At 44.3% G+C, this 18,506-nt stretch carries 10 protein-coding genes; 8 read left to right on the forward strand and 2 right to left on the reverse strand.

All coding sequences use genetic code 11. The annotated features are described in order from the left end of the window. Nucleotides 1-702: 702 nt before the first annotated feature. Nucleotides 703-1,587: a carboxylating nicotinate-nucleotide diphosphorylase gene (nadC, locus tag SHAL_RS02405; protein WP_012275601.1), complete on the reverse strand. Its 885-nt coding sequence runs from the start codon at nt 1,585-1,587 to the stop codon at nt 703-705. A 246-nt stretch (nt 1,588-1,833) separates the two neighbouring features. Here nadC and ampD point away from each other — a divergent pair, with 246 nt between their 5' ends. From ampD to SHAL_RS02445, 8 genes are all read left to right on the forward strand, one after another. Next, nucleotides 1,834-2,376: a 1,6-anhydro-N-acetylmuramyl-L-alanine amidase AmpD gene (gene ampD / locus SHAL_RS02410; RefSeq protein WP_012275602.1), complete on the forward strand. Its 543-nt coding sequence runs from the start codon at nt 1,834-1,836 to the stop codon at nt 2,374-2,376. A 96-nt stretch (nt 2,377-2,472) separates the two neighbouring features. Further along, nucleotides 2,473-3,324, forward strand: coding sequence for a beta-lactamase regulator AmpE (ampE, locus tag SHAL_RS02415; protein ID WP_012275603.1), 852 nt, complete (start codon nt 2,473-2,475; stop codon nt 3,322-3,324). A 359-nt stretch (nt 3,325-3,683) separates the two neighbouring features. After that, nucleotides 3,684-4,436 (forward strand): pyruvate dehydrogenase complex transcriptional repressor PdhR, encoded by a 753-nt coding sequence (gene pdhR, locus SHAL_RS02420; protein WP_012275604.1) that lies wholly within the window; start codon nt 3,684-3,686, stop codon nt 4,434-4,436. 66 nt (nt 4,437-4,502) lie between these two features. Next, the gene (gene aceE / locus SHAL_RS02425; protein ID WP_012275605.1) at nt 4,503-7,166 is read left to right on the forward strand and encodes a pyruvate dehydrogenase (acetyl-transferring), homodimeric type; all 2,664 of its coding nucleotides are present in this window, start codon (nt 4,503-4,505) and stop codon (nt 7,164-7,166) included. A 12-nt stretch (nt 7,167-7,178) separates the two neighbouring features. Continuing rightward, on the forward strand, nt 7,179-8,846 hold the full coding sequence (aceF, locus tag SHAL_RS02430; RefSeq protein ID WP_012275606.1) for a dihydrolipoyllysine-residue acetyltransferase: 1,668 nt from the start codon (nt 7,179-7,181) through the stop codon (nt 8,844-8,846). 220 nt (nt 8,847-9,066) lie between these two features. Beyond that, nucleotides 9,067-10,494 carry a dihydrolipoyl dehydrogenase gene (gene lpdA, locus SHAL_RS02435; protein ID WP_012275607.1) on the forward strand — a complete coding sequence of 476 codons (1,428 nt, stop codon included), beginning with the start codon at nt 9,067-9,069 and terminating at the stop codon, nt 10,492-10,494. Nucleotides 10,495-10,650: 156 nt separating this feature from the next. Beyond that, on the forward strand, nt 10,651-15,114 hold the full coding sequence (locus SHAL_RS02440) for an EAL domain-containing protein (RefSeq protein ID WP_012275608.1): 4,464 nt from the start codon (nt 10,651-10,653) through the stop codon (nt 15,112-15,114). A 93-nt stretch (nt 15,115-15,207) separates the two neighbouring features. Beyond that, on the forward strand, nt 15,208-17,424 hold the full coding sequence (locus SHAL_RS02445) for a patatin-like phospholipase family protein (protein ID WP_012275609.1): 2,217 nt from the start codon (nt 15,208-15,210) through the stop codon (nt 17,422-17,424). Nucleotides 17,425-17,584: 160 nt separating this feature from the next. Here SHAL_RS02445 and hxpB read toward each other — a convergent pair whose 3' ends face one another. Next, on the reverse strand, nt 17,585-18,250 hold the full coding sequence (gene hxpB / locus SHAL_RS02450) for a hexitol phosphatase HxpB (RefSeq protein ID WP_012275610.1): 666 nt from the start codon (nt 18,248-18,250) through the stop codon (nt 17,585-17,587). Nucleotides 18,251-18,506 lie beyond the last annotated feature (256 nt).

Below are 18,506 nucleotides of genomic sequence, written 5' to 3' on the forward strand. Positions count from 1 at the left end.
ACTCCTTGTGCTAATGGTCACTCTAAGGTTGATACTACCAATTGTTTAAGGGTATCTACCATAATCATAATCATAATGATTTAGTGACGCTTAGCGCGACTTAAGGTATCCGTGTCTATCTTAAATATAAAAAGTTAAATTTAAAGGTCAGTCGTCGTTATTGTTAACTAAATTGCTAACTAAATGGTTAGCTAAATTAGCCTACTCATGTTTGATTAATAAATATTCTAATCAATATCGTTAAAACCAAATTTAAAGTTCAAGCCAGAGTAAAATTAAAAGCTATATCAATAACGAGTTAACCAAGCTGGCAATCTCGCCTAAGTGCAAGTTAGTACAAAGTTAACAGAAATGGAATAGTTGTTTGCCAGAAAGTGGCTGTTTAATTACTAATTTTTCTAAAAAATAAGCAATTGTAGGTAGTTTGGTTATAGCGGTTGTTTGGCTGTGTTGTAAAGATTGACGCTTGTTATTGAAGTGTCATTTTTTTGGTGGTGAGTTTTTGCTCTATTATTTTGCTCAATTATTTTATTTATTATTTTATTGATTGGGTTCTAATGACGGCTAAAAAAGGCCAAGCATTTCGCTTAACCTTTCTTGTTTTAGCCTTTGTCTCGTCCTGAGATAAGTGCCGTCCTGAGATAAGTTGACACTTTAGACTCTTATTTGGGCTAGACTTATGATGCTAATAAGGCTTACGTGTTACTTAAGCCTTAATGAGAGATCCAGTGCGCGTACATGTTTAGTTAACGCGCCAACAGAAATATAGTCGACACCTGTTTTGGCAAAGTTAGCAATCGTGTCTATGGTCACATCACCTGAGACTTCTAGCTTCACGCCTTGCCCTTTGGTTTTATAGCTGTTGTTAAGCTCAACGGCCTCTATCATCATAGTGATGTCGAAGTTATCTAGCATCACGATATCAGACTGGGCATCGAGCGCCTGTTTTAACTCATTCAGGTTCTCGACTTCAACTTCGACGAGCTTATCTGCGTGTAACGCTCTGGCTGCTTCAATGGCTTTGGCTATGCCGCCACAGGCCATGATGTGATTTTCTTTAATTAAAAATGCATCGTACAAACCTATACGATGATTTTGGCCGCCACCGCAAGAAACCGCATACTTTTGCGCTGTACGCAGGCCAGGGATTGTCTTACGGGTATCTAGCAGGCGGGTATGTGTTCCCGCTAGCTTATCCACATAATGCTTGGTGAGCGTGGCAACACCCGATAATGTTTGGATAAAGTTCATCGCCGTGCGCTCACCGGTTAGGATCGCTCTAGCGGGGCCCTCGAGTTCACAAAGTAGTTGGTTAGGCAGGACTAAGTCGCCGTCATCAACATGCCAGTGTAGAGCAACTTCACCACCTAACTGGTTAAAGACCTGTTCTGCCCAGGCTTTTCCACAAAAAACGCCTTCCTCACGAGTGATCAATGTGGCTTGCGCCGTTTTATCGGCAGAAATAAGCTGTGCGGTGATGTCTGCGTTGGATCTCTGAGTTGAACTTAGAGTCGACTTGGTATCTTGGTGGCCTAAATCTTCGTCCAAGGCGGCTTTGACTGAGAGTCGAATATCATTTTCAAGCATGGTGGGCAATCCTTACTGGCTTATAACTGAGGTCATAACTGACGTTATAACTGAGGTATACATGGGACACGCTTTAATAGTGGTTTTAATCTTAACATAAAGCTTTGGGGGAAGAGTTAGCAATATTGCAGCCTATGCTCTGGAATTGTTTGTATTTTTAGGATGATAAATCTCAAAAGCGTGACTATATTCATAGGGTTAAAACTGCTAAAGTAAGTTCAATATTTTTGCTTTAGGAACGCTCTTTTGTCACTGACTTTACTTGATGGCTGGGTGACTCAGGCTCGATTTTGTCCCTCTCCGCATTTTAATATAAGACCAGATAATGAAGTGAGTTTGTTGGTTATCCATAATATCAGTTTGCCTGCGGGGTGTTTCGGTGAGCCTTATATCGACCAGTTATTTCAAGGTTGTTTAGATATTGAGGCCGACAAGAGCTTTAAGGCATTACAAGGCTTAGCCGTTTCTGCACATTTCTTGATCCGCCGTGATGGCGAGCTGGTGCAGTATGTTTGTTGTGATGATAGGGCTTGGCACGCAGGCGTATCTGAATTTGAACGTCGTAGCAATTGCAATGATTTTTCGATTGGTATTGAACTTGAAGGCACGGATAGCCTTACTTATCCAGATCTGCAGTATCAAAGCTTGATTGAGCTGACTAAGAGTTTGATGATCCACTATCCTGAAATTACGTCGACACGAATTACAGGTCACAGTGATATTGCACCGGGGCGAAAAACAGATCCCGGTAATAGTTTTGATTGGCAGCGCTATAAAGCTGCGTTGTAAATTGGGCGCTATATCTGACAATGCACTATTGTAGTAAGCACCATGCAGTAAGCTGTAAGCATTCAGCTATAGCGAGTTAATATTAAGGTGAAAATTATGGCTTTATTTGCGTTATTAGTCGCAATTTTGGTTGAGCGATTACGACTTTTACCTAATGCTTGGCAGTTTGATGCCTTGCTGTCTAAGTATCATAAGCCGCTGGTTAATGAGCAGCAGAAGCAATCGTTATCTATGGTGACATTGGCTATTTTGCTCCCGGCTGCAATAGTCTATCTCTTGTCGTGGCTGGTATCAGGCCTATTGTGGGGATCTATTAGCCTAGCCCTATGGGTCGCGATAGCTGTGTTGTGCTTTAGCCATAACGCTCAAAGGCAGGCGTTTAAAAGTTATATACAAGCTGCTTGCCGGGCCGATCCACAAGCCTGTTTTCATTACGCAAACGAGTTGGACTCGAGTCAATGTCTAGATTCGGTAAATGAAAAAGAGTTGGGGGAGAAGGTCGGTCAAAGTGTGGCGTGGATTAATTACCGTTACTATGGTGCTATCGCGCTTTACCTCATTATATTGGGGCCTGTTGGTGCCGTGCTTTATTGTACTGTGCGTTTCTATAGTGAGCAGAGCCGTAAGAGTGAGGTGTCGCTTCCAGTCGTGGATAGCTTGCTCTTTGTTTTAGATTGGCTCCCAAGCAGACTGTTTTCATTTGGTTATGTGCTGAGTGGCCACTTCAGATTGGCTATCTCTACTTGGCTCCCCCTTGCGCTGAACCCTAAATCTTCAGCTCGTGACATGATTACTCATGTCGCCGTTGCTGCCGAGACATTGCCTGAATCCTCGTCTGCACCCATTTGTTTGCAGTCGACTATCGCATTACTGCAACTGAGTAAGCGTAACTTCATCTTACTCATTACTGTACTGTCGCTAATGACCATATTTGGCGTAGTGAGTTAGTAGGTAAATTGCAGGGGCACAAGAGAAAATAATTGCTAATCAAAAAATAGTTTTACACCGTTCGGATGTTCGATTATTGTGCGATTAATTTGTTTTTTGTTAATCGCATGATTTATTCTATCCATATTCATTTACTAAAAATCTCTCCATGTTTAATTGCTTATAATAATTATTATCAACGCGCTAATTATCAAGGTTGGCACATTGGTCTGACCCCTACAGTGAAAAATCGGTTATGCTCACACATTGTGAGTAGATTTGACTTGGATCACTTGCTGGACATCCAAAGTGTGATTTGATAAAGTGCGCCCAGTCAATTAAATTGGTAAGACCAATTTACAATAGGAGCTGAGGCCCATATGGCTTATAGCAAAATAAACCAGCCAAAAATATCCGACGTCATCATGGGACAGTTAGAACAGATGATCTTGGAAGGCAGTATTCAACCCGGGCAGAAGCTTCCCCCTGAACGCGAGTTAGCGTTGCAGTTTGAAGTCTCCCGACCTTCTTTGCGGGAAGCGATCCAAAAGCTTGAAGCAAAAGGTTTGTTGATGCGTCGTCAAGGTGGTGGCACCTATGTAAAAGAACAGCTTTGGCAAAGTCTTGCCGATCCAATCGTTGAACTTATGCACTCAGACTCTGAAAGTCAGTATGACTTACTGGAGTTTCGTCATGCCACTGAAGGCATGATGGCGTACTTTGCAGCACTTCGTGGTACCGATGCTGATATGCAAAATATCAAGCGTACGATCCTTGAGGTTGAAGCCGCGAAAGATGTCGAAGCGCAAGCTAATGCCATTGTGCGCTTTTACCGTGCAGTCGCAGAAGCATCACATAACGTGGCTATGCTGCATCTAGTATTAAGTTTATCTCCAGTGCTGCATAAAAACGTGACACAAAACTTAGAGCTTCTAAGCCGACGCGAAGAGGCCTCTACTACGGCAAATGATCACCGGCGAGCACTGCTGGCCGCCATTATTCGTCGAGATCCTGAAGCAGCACGCGAAGCTTCCAATGAACACTTAAGTTACATTGAAGAAGTCATGTTGTCTGTGAGGGAAGAAGATAGCCGATTGCAACGTAGTCTGCGCCGCTTAAAAAGTGGTGTTTAGACCATGGGTTAGCAAAGCTATGACCATTAATTATTACAACTATTGTATATAGGGAAGGACAGCGTCATGTCTGAACATATGCTACAAGATTTAGATCCACTAGAAACTCAGGAATGGGTAGATTCACTGCAAGCGGTATTAGAGCAAGAAGGCCCTGAGCGCGCGCACTACCTACTGGAGAAGTTGATTGATAAAGCACGTCGTAATGGTACTCACCTACCTTATAAAGCGACGACCGCTTACTTAAACACAATCCCTGCGGGCCAAGAGCCACATATGCCTGGCAACCAAGAGATGGAGCGTCGTATTCGCGCTATCGTTCGTTGGAATGCCTTGGCTATGGTTTTGCGTGGTTCTAAGAAAGATCTAGAGCTAGGTGGTCACATCTCAAGCTTTGCATCGAGTGCAACCATTTATGACGTCTGTTTTAACCATTTCTTCCGCGGTCCAAATGAAAAAGATGGCGGCGACTTGGTTTACTTCCAAGGACATATTGCTCCGGGGATCTACTCTCGCTCTTTCCTTGAGGGGCGTATCACCGAAGACCAGATGAACAACTTCCGTCAAGAGGTCGATGGTAAAGGTCTATCATCATACCCACACCCTAAGTTGATGCCAGATTACTGGCAGTTCCCTACGGTATCTATGGGTCTGGGTCCGATACAAGCTATCTATCAAGCACGCTTCCTTAAGTACCTGACTGACCGTGGGATCAAAGATTGCTCTGAGCAAACGGTTTACTGCTTCTTAGGCGACGGTGAGTGTGATGAGCCTGAAGCCTTAGGCGCAATCGGCCTTGCAGCACGTGAAGAGCTAGATAACCTTTGCTTCATCGTTAACTGTAACTTACAGCGTCTTGACGGTCCGGTACGTGGTAACGGTAAGATTATTCAAGAGCTTGAAGGCGAATTCCGCGGCGCAGGCTGGGAAGCGGTTAAAGTGATTTGGGGTCGTTACTGGGATCCACTACTTGCTCGCGACACTAGCGGTAAGTTACTGCAGTTGATGGAAGAAACCGTCGATGGTGAATACCAAAACTGTAAGGCTAAGGGCGGCGCTTATACTCGTGAGCACTTCTTTGGTAAGTACCCAGAAACGGCTGAGATGGTTGCCAATATGTCAGATGATGACATCTGGCGTCTAAACCGTGGCGGTCACGATCCTGTTAAGATCTTTGCGGCACTTCAGCATGCTAAGAACACTAAAGGTCGTCCAACGGTTATCCTCGCTAAAACGGTAAAAGGTTATGGCATGGGGGATGCGGGTGAGGGCAAGAACATCGCTCACAACGTGAAGAAGATGGGCATTGAGTCACTTAGATACTTCCGCGATCGTTTCAATATCCCAATTAGTGATGAACAGTTAGAAGATATTCCTTTCTATCATCCAGGTGCAGACTCGGAAGAGGTGCAGTACCTTAAGGCTCGCCGTGCAGAGTTACACGGCATGATACCTGCTCGTCGTGCAAAGTTCTCACAAGAGCTTGAAGTTCCATCACTGAAGATCTTTGATTCAATACTCAAGGGCTCAAATGGTCGTGAGATCTCAAGTACAATGGCGTTTGTGCGTATTCTTACCGCATTGCTAAAAGACAAGAAGATTGGCAAACAGATTGTACCTATTATCCCGGATGAGGCGCGTACCTTTGGTATGGAAGGCTTATTCCGCCAAGTGGGGATCTATGCCCATGAAGGACAAAAGTACGTACCACAAGATTCAGATCAGGTCGCTTACTATCGCGAAGATAAGAGTGGTCAGGTTCTGCAAGAAGGTATCAACGAGCTAGGCGCAATGTCATCCTGGGTTGCTGCGGCAACTAGTTATTCAGTTAACGACACGCCGATGATCCCGTTTTATATCTACTACTCAATGTTTGGTTTCCAGCGTATTGGCGATATGGCTTGGGCCGCTGGCGATATGCGTGCTCGCGGCTTTATGGTTGGTGGTACTTCAGGTCGTACAACGTTGAACGGTGAAGGTCTGCAGCATCAAGATGGTCACAGTCATATTTTGGCTAACACCATTCCAAACTGTATCTCTTACGACCCCACTTACGGCTACGAAATTGCCGTTGTAGTTCAAGACGGTATTCGTCGTATGTACGGTGAGCAGGAAGATGTTTTCTACTACCTAACAACGATGAATGAGAACTACGAACAACCCGCAATGCCTGAAGGGGCTGAAGAGGGTATCGTTAAAGGTATCTACAAGCTTGAAACCCTTAAAGGTAGTGGTAAAGGCTCGGTACAGCTAATGGGTAGCGGTACGATTTTAGAGCAAGTTCGTAAGGCTGCGGTTGCACTGTCTAAAGACTTTGGCATTACCGCAGATGTTTACAGTGTAACCAGCTTTAACGAGTTAACGCGTGACGGCCAAGCGGCAGAGCGTTACAACATGTTACACCCAACTGAAACAGCAAAAGTACCTTATATTACCCAAGTGCTTGCTAGCGATGCGCCAGCGATTGTTGCAACAGACTACATGAAGATTTACGGCGAGCAGCTACGTGCCTACGTACCCACTGACTATAAAGTACTAGGTACTGATGGTTTCGGTCGTTCAGACAGCCGCGAGAACCTACGTCATCACTTTGAGGTTGACGCTAAGTTTATCGTTATCGCTTCACTTAAAGCCCTTGTTGATCGTAACGAGCTACCTGTTGATGTGCTAACTAAAGCTATCAAAGAGTATGGTATCGACGTTGACAAGATCAACCCACAGTACGCGTAAAGGGGAAACAAAATGGCTGAATTAAAAGAAGTTTTGATTCCTGATATCGGTGGCGATGAAGTTCAGGTTATTGAGATCTGTGCTGCGGTCGGCGACACGCTTGCCGCTGAAGAGTCAATTATCACGGTTGAAAGTGATAAGGCGACGATGGATATCCCTGCACCTTTTGCTGGCGTATTGAGCGAACTTAAAGTTGCGGTAGGTGATACGGTTTCAGAAGGTACACTTATCGCCATGATGTCTGCAGCGGGGGCACAAGCTCCTACTGAGGTAGAGTCTACACCAGCTGCCCCTGACGCCGTTCAGGCTCCTGTTGCCGCTCAGGCTCCAGCACCAGAAGAAGCGCCAGCGGCTTCGGTTGCAAGCACAACTCAGGTGATTGAAGTTAGCGTGCCAGATATTGGTGATGCAAGTGATGTCGATGTGATTGAAGTCTTAGTTGCCGTGGGCGACAAGATTGATGCCGATACTGGCTTAATTACTCTTGAGACAGATAAAGCGACCATGGAGGTGCCAGCACCTTCGGCGGGTATCGTTAAAGAACTTAAAGTTGCCGTTGGCGACAAGGTATCGATGGGTTCACTGGTATTGATGCTTGAAGTTAGCGATGCTGCTCCTGCAGCACCGGTTGTGGCAGCTCCTGCAACAAGCACTCCAGCTCCTGTTGCGCCAGCACCCGTTGCTCAAGCGGCCTCGGCAAACAAGCCGCCTGTGCCGCATCATCCAAGTGCGGGCAGTCAGCCTAAAACCGGTGCCGTACATGCTTCACCTGCAGTACGTCGTTTAGCACGTGAGTTTGGTGCAGATCTTACTTTGGTAAAAGGTACGGGTCGTAAAGGACGTATTCTTAAGGAAGACGTACAGGCATTTATCAAGTATGAGCTCAGTCGTCCTAAAGCCTCTGCTGCAACAGCCGTTGCAGGTGGCGCAGGTGGATTGAGTGTGATTGCTGCACCAAAAGTCGATTTTGCTAAGTTTGGTGAAGTTGAAGAAGTGCCACTCAGTCGTATTCAGAAGATCTCTGGTCCAAACTTACATCGCAACTGGGTAACCATCCCACATGTGACGCAGTTTGATGAAGCTGATATCACTGAGCTTGAAGCATTCCGCAAGGATCAAAATGCCGTCGCTGCAAAGAAGAAAGCGGATTATAAGATCACGCCTTTAGTCTTTATGATGAAAGCGGTGGCTAAAACCTTGGCTGAATTCCCAGTGTTTAATTCAAGCTTGAGTGCCGATGGTGAATCACTCATCCAGAAGAAATACTTCCATATTGGTGTTGCGGTTGATACGCCAAATGGATTGATGGTGCCAGTGGTACGTGATGTCGATAAGAAAGGCATCGTAGAGCTATCACGTGAGTTAACGGAGATCTCTGTTAAGGCGCGTGACGGCAAGCTGAAAGCGGCTGATATGCAGGGTAGCTGTTTTACTATTTCAAGTCTTGGTGGTATTGGCGGCACGGCGTTTACGCCAATCGTTAACTACCCTGACGTTGCCATCTTGGGGGTGTCTAAGTCTGAGATTAAGCCTAAGTGGAATGGTAAAGAGTTCGAGCCTAAGTTGATGTTGCCGTTGTCGTTGTCATACGATCACCGTGTGATTGATGGCGCGATGGCTGCACGATTCAGTGTCACGCTTTCCAGCATTCTAAGTGATATTCGCACACTTATTTTGTAAAGTTAAAGGCTACTCAGATTGAGTAGCCTTTTTTCTAGATTGCTTAATTTTCAACTATTAATAATCATCACTAAGATTAAGCGCTACTAGGATTGTGATCCGTATCAAACAAAGGTTAAAATGCGGCCACCTTACAAAGGATTTGGCCACAGTTTATCGTTGAGTCGGTACTTATCGTTAAGTCGATGCCGCCAACGACATAAAAAGAATAGAGGAAAACATGAGTAACGAAATCAAAACTCAGGTAGTTGTACTAGGCGCTGGCCCTGCTGGTTATTCTGCTGCATTCCGTGCTGCGGATTTAGGCCTAGATACTGTAATCGTTGAGCGTTTCAGTACATTGGGTGGTGTTTGTCTAAACGTAGGTTGTATCCCTTCTAAAGCCTTGCTTCATGTTTCTAAAGTGATTGAAGAAGCTAAAGCTGTTGCCGATCACGGTGTCGTTTTTGGTGAACCGAAGATCGATCTTGATAAATTACGTGGCTTTAAAGAAAAAGTTATCGGTCAGCTCACTAGCGGCTTGGGCGGAATGTCTAAGATGCGTAAAGTTGACGTGGTTAATGGTCTAGGCAAATTCACAGGCCCTAACACGCTAGAAGTTCAAGGTGAAGATGGCGTTAAGGTCGTTCACTTTGAGCAGGCGATTATTGCAGCGGGTTCTCGCCCAATTCAATTGCCATTTATCCCACACGAAGACCCACGTGTATGGGATTCGACTGACGCGCTAGAGCTTAAAGAAGTTCCTGGTAAGTTACTTGTTATGGGTGGCGGTATCATCGGCCTAGAAATGGGCACCGTGTACTCATCACTCGGTAGTGAGATTGACGTGGTTGAGATGTTTGACCAAGTTATTCCAGCAGCCGATAAAGACGTTGTTCGCGTATACACTAAGAAGATCAAGAAGAAGTTCAACTTGATGCTTGAAACGAAAGTGACTGCAGTTGAAGCCAAAGAAGACGGCATCTATGTCACGATGGAAGGCAAGAAAGCACCTGCTGAACCTGTTCGTTATGATGCAGTTTTGGTTGCCATTGGCCGTATTCCAAATGGCAAAGGCTTAGACGCTGAAAAAGCGGGTGTGAAGATTGATGAGCGTGGTTTCATCAATGTTGATAAGCAGATGCGCACAAACGTGCCGCATATCTTCGCTATCGGTGACATCGTTGGTCAGCCAATGCTAGCGCACAAAGGTGTGCATGAAGGCCATGTTGCTGCTGAAGTGATTTCAGGCCTTAAGCATTTCTTCGACCCTAAGGTTATCCCATCAATCGCCTATACCGATCCTGAAGTCGCATGGGTTGGTCTAACGGAGAAAGAAGCAAAAGATCAAGGTGTTGCTTACGAAACCGCGACTTTCCCATGGGCTGCAAGTGGCCGCGCTATCGCTTCTGATTGTGCTGACGGTATGACGAAGCTCATTTTCGATAAAGAGACTCACCGTGTTATTGGTGGCGCTATTGTTGGTGTTAATGGTGGCGAACTATTAGGTGAAATCGGTCTAGCAATTGAAATGGGTTGCGATGCGGAAGATCTCGCTCTAACTATCCATGCTCATCCAACATTGCATGAGTCTGTTGGCCTAGCGGCTGAGATTTACGAAGGTTCTATCACCGATTTGCCAAACCCAAAGGCAAAGAAGAAAAAGTAAGCTGTTAAGATAAATAGCTTCCAATCCAATAAAGCGCTCTTTTGAGCGCTTTATTATTTTCAGCTGCTCGGATGAATGATTTTTTAGGTAATCAAAGGGTGAATCTCTGTTATCTAAATGATACATTCAGGTTAATCTCGAAAAGCCACAAAGCAGATGAGAATAACAATCAAAAAAATTTGGCTTAGCTTACTGTTATTAGTCATTACGTACGCTGTCCCTGCTTTGGCCAGCGGTGCGGTGCAGCGGGTATTTACCGCAAACGATGGACTGAATAACGCGACTGTATGGGACATCAGTTTCGATAAGCATGGCTTTACTTGGTTGGCGACAGAGGAGGGCTTATATCGTGTTAGTAGTAACAAAGTCCGCCGTATCGATAAGCTCGGCTTAAATTCAAGACTCGGGGACAGCGCTCTCTACCTTGCTGAACCACTGGGCCTGCACCATATCCTTGTTAGTGGTGCTTATCAAATCTACCTTTATGATATTCATCGCAATGAATTTATTGAGTTTGGTAGTTCCAAATTATTTCCAGAATATCGCGGTGGCGGCATCGTCTCTCAAGTGGAAGAGAGCGGTGGTGATCGAATATTTTTAACCTATGATGGTGAATTGCTTCGATTTAACTATCAAAATATGACGCTGCAGCGAATAAATTTTCTTCCTAGCAATCCTGATCATCCATGGCGAATTATGTTGCCGCTGTCTGAAAACCGTTTACTGGTTGGTAAAGAGAGTCACCTAGAAGTTCGCGATATTAATGGTGTTAGATTAGAGGTACTGCCATGGAGTGATGCATGGGGGGAGATCAAGAACGTTTTTAAACACTCTAGTGGTCGCGCTTGGATAACCACAAGTAAAGGTTTATTTGAAATTGACCAAAAAACCTTGTCGATAACACGAGTCGAGCAGCTTGAGCATTACATTACAAATATTGCCGAAGATAAACATGGTTATTTATGGCTCTCTACCCGAGCAGGTTTGCTGCGATGGTTTCCTGATGCCGAAAAAGGCACCCTTTATGGCAACGAGTTAAAACTTAAATCTAATATCGATTATACCTACGACATAGCAGTAGATGACACAGGGCTGATTTGGGTGGGAGGCTCTGGTGATGGCGTGGCAATTTTAACGGTTGAGCCCAATTTTTTAAAAGATAAATACACTAAAACTGCGCCCTACAAAATAAAAGATGAAGTGATTTGGACTATCTATGCTGAAGATAACCATGTGTGGTTTGGTACTGATGCAGGGCTAATATTAGTCGATAATCTTACACAGAAATCTTATTTGATTAATCCTCATGGTATTAGCCTCAATGACAGCATTTATAAAATCGATTCCTTAAATAAAGATTTTCTATTGCTATCGACCACCAATGGCCTGTCGGTGGTTAACAAAAGTACGTTCCATAGCCAAAGTTTTGCTAGCTGGTCTGGTGGCCAAAGTTCGCTTGAATATAAAGTCGTTTACAACACCTATTTTGATCCTTTCATCGAAGGGCGGATCTGGTTTGCAACTAGCAGCGGACTATATTATTGGGAGCAAGGTTTTAAGGAGCCTAAGCCTGTACGTATCGGCAGTGCGCTTAATAGTCATGTTTTGGTGGAAATAACTGCGGTTACTCGAGATAGCAGTAATCGGTTATGGCTTGGTGGTAACCGTATTTTTGGCTATTTAGACGCCCAACTTACCTTTCATCCTAAGATGGAGCCTTTATCAACACAGGGTGTTGAATCTAGCGTTCGCTTCATTAAAGAGGTTGGTCCGGATGAGTTGTGGCTCGGGTTGAAATCCCATGGCTTATTGTCTTTTAATATGCATACGGGTGAGCTTAAGAACCTAACGGATAGCTGGAATGTAACCTGCCAAGGGGTCTATTTTATTGAAGAGGTAAGCCATTACCGTTTAATCGGCTGTCCTCAGTCGCTGATCCGTCAGAATATGATTAATGGTGAGCTAATAACGATTTCATCATTGGATGGTTTGATAAGTGATGAGCTGAACGAGGGAGCCTATTTTTCTTCTGAAGAAGGGTTTTTTCTAGGAACACCTGATGGTGCCATGTTGATCGATATTGATTTGCTAAAAAATAGAGTCACTAACGAGTCGGTTCTATTGGAGTCAATAGAGATCTATTTCGAAGACCGCACCGAATTGAGTTTGCTGCCAGAGAGTGATTACCATATTTTGCCCGGTGCACAGTTGGTCAGTTTTCAGTTGGCTAGACGCAATTATCTCGACGCAAAACCTATGCGGTTAAAGTATCGTTTGCGACAAGGTGCTTCAGATGACGAGGCGAGTTATATTTTTCTCGAAGGTAAGTCTCACCTCAATATTTCAGGGTTGGGATCTGGTTCCTACGTACTCGATATTATCAGTTTAGATAATAACATTTGGTCTGAGACTCCGTTTTCTTTCCATTTTTATGTTGAACAATATTGGTGGCAGACCTCTTGGTTCAAGAGTGTGCTCTTACTGATTTTATTGTTGGTAGGATTAGGAGGGGCATTAATTCGCCAGCGGCAAGTGAAGGCCTTTAGGGAAATTAATTTAGCGCTTACCGACAGTGAGAATCGACTCAAACAAGCGCTTAAAGGCAGTAATTCTGAGCGCTGGGAGTGGCAACTAGGCAGCAATTTATTTTGTCTGGAAAACATTGCAGGGTTATTTAGCGATGGAGAGCCGCAAGTTTATCTTAAGTTAGAGCAGTTCCCTATTCATAGAGATGACGCAAGTGAAGTGATGGCTGCATGGCAAGATATGTTACTGGAACGTACTGATAGGTTCGAAGTCGAGTATCGCTATTGCAGAGCTGACAACACATGGGGTTGGGTTAGGGTCATGGGGCGCCCTGTTGAACGTAATCATTTAACAGGAGTGATTGAGCGTGTTGCTGGTATTTATAGTGATATCTCCGAGCAGCGAAAACTGAAAGACGATGTATATTTATTAGCACAAGCGTTTGAGAACACCTCTGAAGCCGTGCTTATTTTTGACAGCGCAGAGAGAGTTCAAGTTACCAATAAAGCTGCCAAGAACATGATGGGACTCGATTCAAAACGCTTAATAGGTCTACAGTTTTCGCAAGTATTACAAGGTGGTGAGAAAAACTCTAGTATCGTTAACCTGCTAGATCAGGGATTGAGTTGGGCGGGGGAGTGTTTTATTAATGCGGAGGATAGCCTACGGTGTGCCGTCTGGCTTAACGTTTCATCTATCTTAAATACCAATGGTGATACAACGCACTATGTGGTGGTGTTTTCCGATATTACTGAGCGGAAACGAACCGAGGCGGACTTACGTCGATTAGCTAATTATGATGTATTAACGGGGTTACCTAATCGGTCACTGTTTTCCAGTAAACTCTCTCAATCTGTGTACCAAGCCGAAAGAGATGGGGGAAATCTAGCACTACTATTTTTGGATCTCGACAGGTTCAAACATGTTAATGACTCTTATGGACACAGTATGGGAGATGCATTGCTAGTTGAAGCATCAAACCGATTACAGGCGCTTATTTCAGATGAGCATGTATTGTGCCGTTTTGGTGGAGATGAGTTTGTTATTTTACTGCGTAACAACCCTGATATTGATGTTATTAATCACCTCTGTGATGCTTTATTAGCGAGCATCGAGTTGCCTTTTGAGCTCTATGGCCGTGAGTTTTATATCTCAACCAGTATTGGTGTCAGTCTATGGCCTGAGGATGCAAAACAACCCGAATCATTGATTAAAAATGCCGATTTGGCTATGTATCATGCGAAGGAAGAGGGCAAAGGTAACTTCAAGTATTACTCTGAGGAACGTAATGCCGAAGCGCTTTATCACCTTCGTCTTGAAGCCGAACTGCGAAAAGCGATTGAGCGAAATGAGCTAGAACTGCATTTTCAACCACAGATTGATATCCTTCAAAATGACAAATTGGTTGGCGTTGAAGCATTGCTGCGCTGGAATCATCCTAAAGAGGGCTTGGTTCGTACCGACATCTTCATTAAGGTGGCTGAGGCGTGCGGGCTCATTGTTGAGATAGACCGTTGGGTTATGCGTGAGGCTTGCATTTACGGGGCTCGCTGGGCTGCACTCTTACCCGAACCGCTAAAGGTGTCGGTTAATATCTCTGCGCTACACTTTCGTCAGCCTGACTTTATTAAAGGTGTACAACAAGTTTTTGCTGAAACCAGCATGCCTAACACTGCGTTATCGTTTGAGATCACAGAAGGTGTGTTGATGAAAGAGCTAAAAGTAGCTAAGCAACATATTCAAGAACTTAAGAGCCTAGGAGTTAATGTGGCCATCGATGACTTTGGTACGGGATATTCGTCACTGGCTTATTTGCGACATTTCGAAGTTAACACTCTTAAAATTGATCGCTCCTTTCTGATTGATATCGCAACTAATAAGGCTGATCAGGCGATTGCCAGTAGTATTATCGAGCTCGCGAGAAATCTTAAGCTAGATGTTGTTGCTGAAGGTGTGGAGACTCATGAGCAACTTGAGCAGGTCTTTAGTCGTGGCTGTTATGTCATTCAAGGGTATTACTTTGCCAAGCCTATGCCAGCTGCTGAAATTGAATCTTATATGGGATTAAATCAAGCGTTAAGCTTAGAGGTTTAAATCGAAATTTGTTTGTCATTCCTTGCTATCACTTGCGTATAGACACTAAATAAAATACGTTAATACATCATCAGAAGAGTCGAATAAGTCATTATGATACATAGAATTATTATTCTTTGTTTAGCCATTGCTAGCCCCCACGTTGCATTCGCAGAAGAACGCCCAAAAATTGGTTTAGTTTTGAGTGGCGGTGGTGCTAAGGGGGCCGCACATATCGGGGTGCTTAAAGTCCTCGAAGAAAAGCAGATCCCCATCGATTATATAACGGGTACCAGTATCGGTGCTTATGTGGGCGGTATGTATGCGTTAGGTTATAGTGCCGCCGAAATTGAAGCTATCATGATGAACACAGATTGGAGTCAAGGCTATTCAGATACTATTCCCAGAGAATCATTAAGTTATCGCGATAAAGAAACGCGTGATCAGTTTAATATTCCACTTAATGTTGGTTATAGCGATGAGCAGGTAAAAACCCCAGCCGGTTTGCTGCGTGGTCAAACCATGTCCCAGTTGCTGCGCAGCTCTACAGATCTGGTGCATCAGTTTGGTGATTTTGATGATCTATCTATCCCTTATAGAGCGGTTGCGACTAATTTAGCGACTAGCGAGCCGGTGGTGTTAAGTTCTGGGAGCGTCGTTGCAGCAATGCAGGCGTCGGCGACGGTACCTGGAGCGTTGCAACCTGCAGTTATTGACGGCAAGCTGCTAGTCGATGGTGGTATTGCCAACAATATGCCTATCGATGTGGTCAAGGCCATGGGGGCCGATATAGTTATCGCCGTCGATATAGGCTCACCCTTGATGGACAAATCTGAACTTAACAGTACGATTGCAGTGCTCAATCAATTATCAACAATCCTTACCAATGCCAGTTCAGATAGACAAAAAGCGCTATTAACCGATCATGATATCTTGATCCGTCCGAATATTGGCGAACTGAGTACAACAGACTTTAGCATTATGCCAATCGCACTCCCCTTAGGAGAGATTGCCGCGCGAGAGCAGGTTGGCAAGCTCGAACAATACAGTGTAGAGAATACTGAATACAAACAGTATTTAGCTGATAAAAAAGAGAAGAGTCTGCAATGGCTTGCGGATATTGATCGACCATTGATTAAAGTCATTTATGACAATGATTCTAAGATCAGCGAGAAATTACTGGCTGATAATTTAGAGTTGGACGTAGGGGACAACGTGACAGTTGAAGCCTTAGAAGCTGGCTTAGATAGAATTTATGCTCTGAATAAATTTGAACGGGTGGATGCCGAATTTACAGATACTGAAGATGGGCGTGTGTTAACCGTGACGACCAAGGCAAAATCTTGGGGGCCAAACTTTTTTCAGCTTGGCTTTAGTTGGGAAGATGACTTTAGTCTAGACTCGGTAATATCACTCGACATGGCTTATACCATGACAGAGCTAACAGAAAATGGCGGTGAGTGGCGCAATGAAGTTTCACTCGGATTCGATAAGTTAATTGCCTCGGAGTTTTATCAGCCGCTTGTAAAAGATCAAACTTACTTTAGCCGGGCACGGGTGGAGTATGAGCTCAAAGACTGGAGCTTTTTTGAGAACAATAATCGGGTGTTAGAGCTGAAGCAAACGGCCTATCGCACTGAGTTGGGCATAGGCATCAATTACACTCAAAATGGTATGGTTGAAATCGGCATACTAGGTGAAATGGGCGATCTTGAAAACGATCTCTGGGGTTTTGGTAAGGTGGATTACGATGGTTATGGTGGCTATTTTAAGTTTGCCTATGATGACTTAAACAGCATCAACTTTCCCACATCGGGTAACCGCTTTACCTTCAATGTGTACATGAGGAAGGAGGGCTATGAGCTTGATGGTGTCGGTGACTCCTCTGATTTCTCTATGCAGTATGAGGCTGACTGGCGTGGAGCCGTTGGGGTGGGTAACCACGCCTTTGTGGGTATAGCATCACTGGCAACGGTTGATAAAGACGGTGCATTTACCGTTAACGTGTCTGAGCTTGGCGGATTTTTAAATCTTTCCGGTTACCACAAGAATGCACTGTATGGTTCGCATAAAATTTTTGGTGCCTTTGTCTATCAGTATGACTTAGGCCGAGATGTACTGGGCATGACCGAATATCCACTCTACTTGGGTACCAGTATCGAGGCGGGTAATGTGTGGAACCAAAAAGATAGCGTGTCGTTAGAGGATTTGATCTATGCCGGAAGCTTGTACTTAGGTATCGATACCAGCGTCGGCCCCGCCGCCTTTGGTTTTGGCGCGTCAGATGATGGTGAAAAAACCGTATTCTTGTTTATCGGTAAGAATTGGTAAGCTTACCTTGTTCTATTTAAAGCCCGTCGAAAGATGGGCTTTTTGTTTTCAGCCCTAAGTCACCCTCTTCAAAACTCAATACCGATAAGTATTAGAGTTGCTAACTTTTGTATGCTTGAGAGTGCCTTGGTTAACTGTGATCAGGTTAGCCGTGCTCAAATTAACAGCGCTTTGCCAAAAAGTCGGGTAAAGCTTCTAAGCTATTGAGTTGCTGGTGGGCAATGACCCACTTGCTGAGCGCCGCATGTTTCGCTTCAGGAATCGCAATGGTTTGCATACAGGCAGCGCGAGCAGACACTAATCCATTAAATGAATCCTCAATCGCTAAACAATTGATGGGATCAATATCGAGAGCCTGAGCGCAGCTTAAATAAACTTCAGGGTGCGGTTTGCCATAGGCTAAGTGTTCAGCGGAATTAATGGCGTGAAAATAAGTGCCTATCTCTAACCTGTTTAAAACGGCATGAATGATATCGCTGGAAGAGGAAGTTGCCAGACCTATTTTGAGGTCGTGTTTTTGGCAAGCTTTAAGCGCTTGGATAACACCTTTCATTGGTTCTCCGTCGGCCGAGATGTGGCTAACAACTTGGTCGACAATAGCCTGTGCTGTTTGTTGATGATTGTCGTTACTCCAGGGGAAGCGGGCATACCAATAGTCAACAACCTGATCGATTCTCAGGCCTGTGGTTAGAGTCATATCCTCAATAGAGACGTTTAAACCTAGCTCGGTTAGTACCTTATGCTCGGCAATTTGCCAAACAGGCTCGGAGTCAATTAATACGCCATCCATATCGAAAATTACGGCTTTTAGCTCTGGTATACTCATAAGTGTCCAATTATATTCATTATAACTTTGATGAATATTAGCTGTGTAAAGAGTCAGTTTTGCGAATAATCATACGACTAATTTGCTGAAAATCACAGGGCTTTGTCGGTGATTTCCGCCCAGAATAATCGATTAGAACAAATATAAATGCATGATTTATATAATTTAGATCAAGGTTTCACACTATGGTCTAGTTTTCTTTTTGAGCAAATGGATTTACTGTATAGCTCGAGATGTCGACAGGGCGTTATTTTAC

Origin of the sequence: Shewanella halifaxensis HAW-EB4 (assembly GCF_000019185.1) — a bacterium.
Lineage (GTDB): Bacteria > Pseudomonadota > Gammaproteobacteria > Enterobacterales > Shewanellaceae > Shewanella > Shewanella halifaxensis.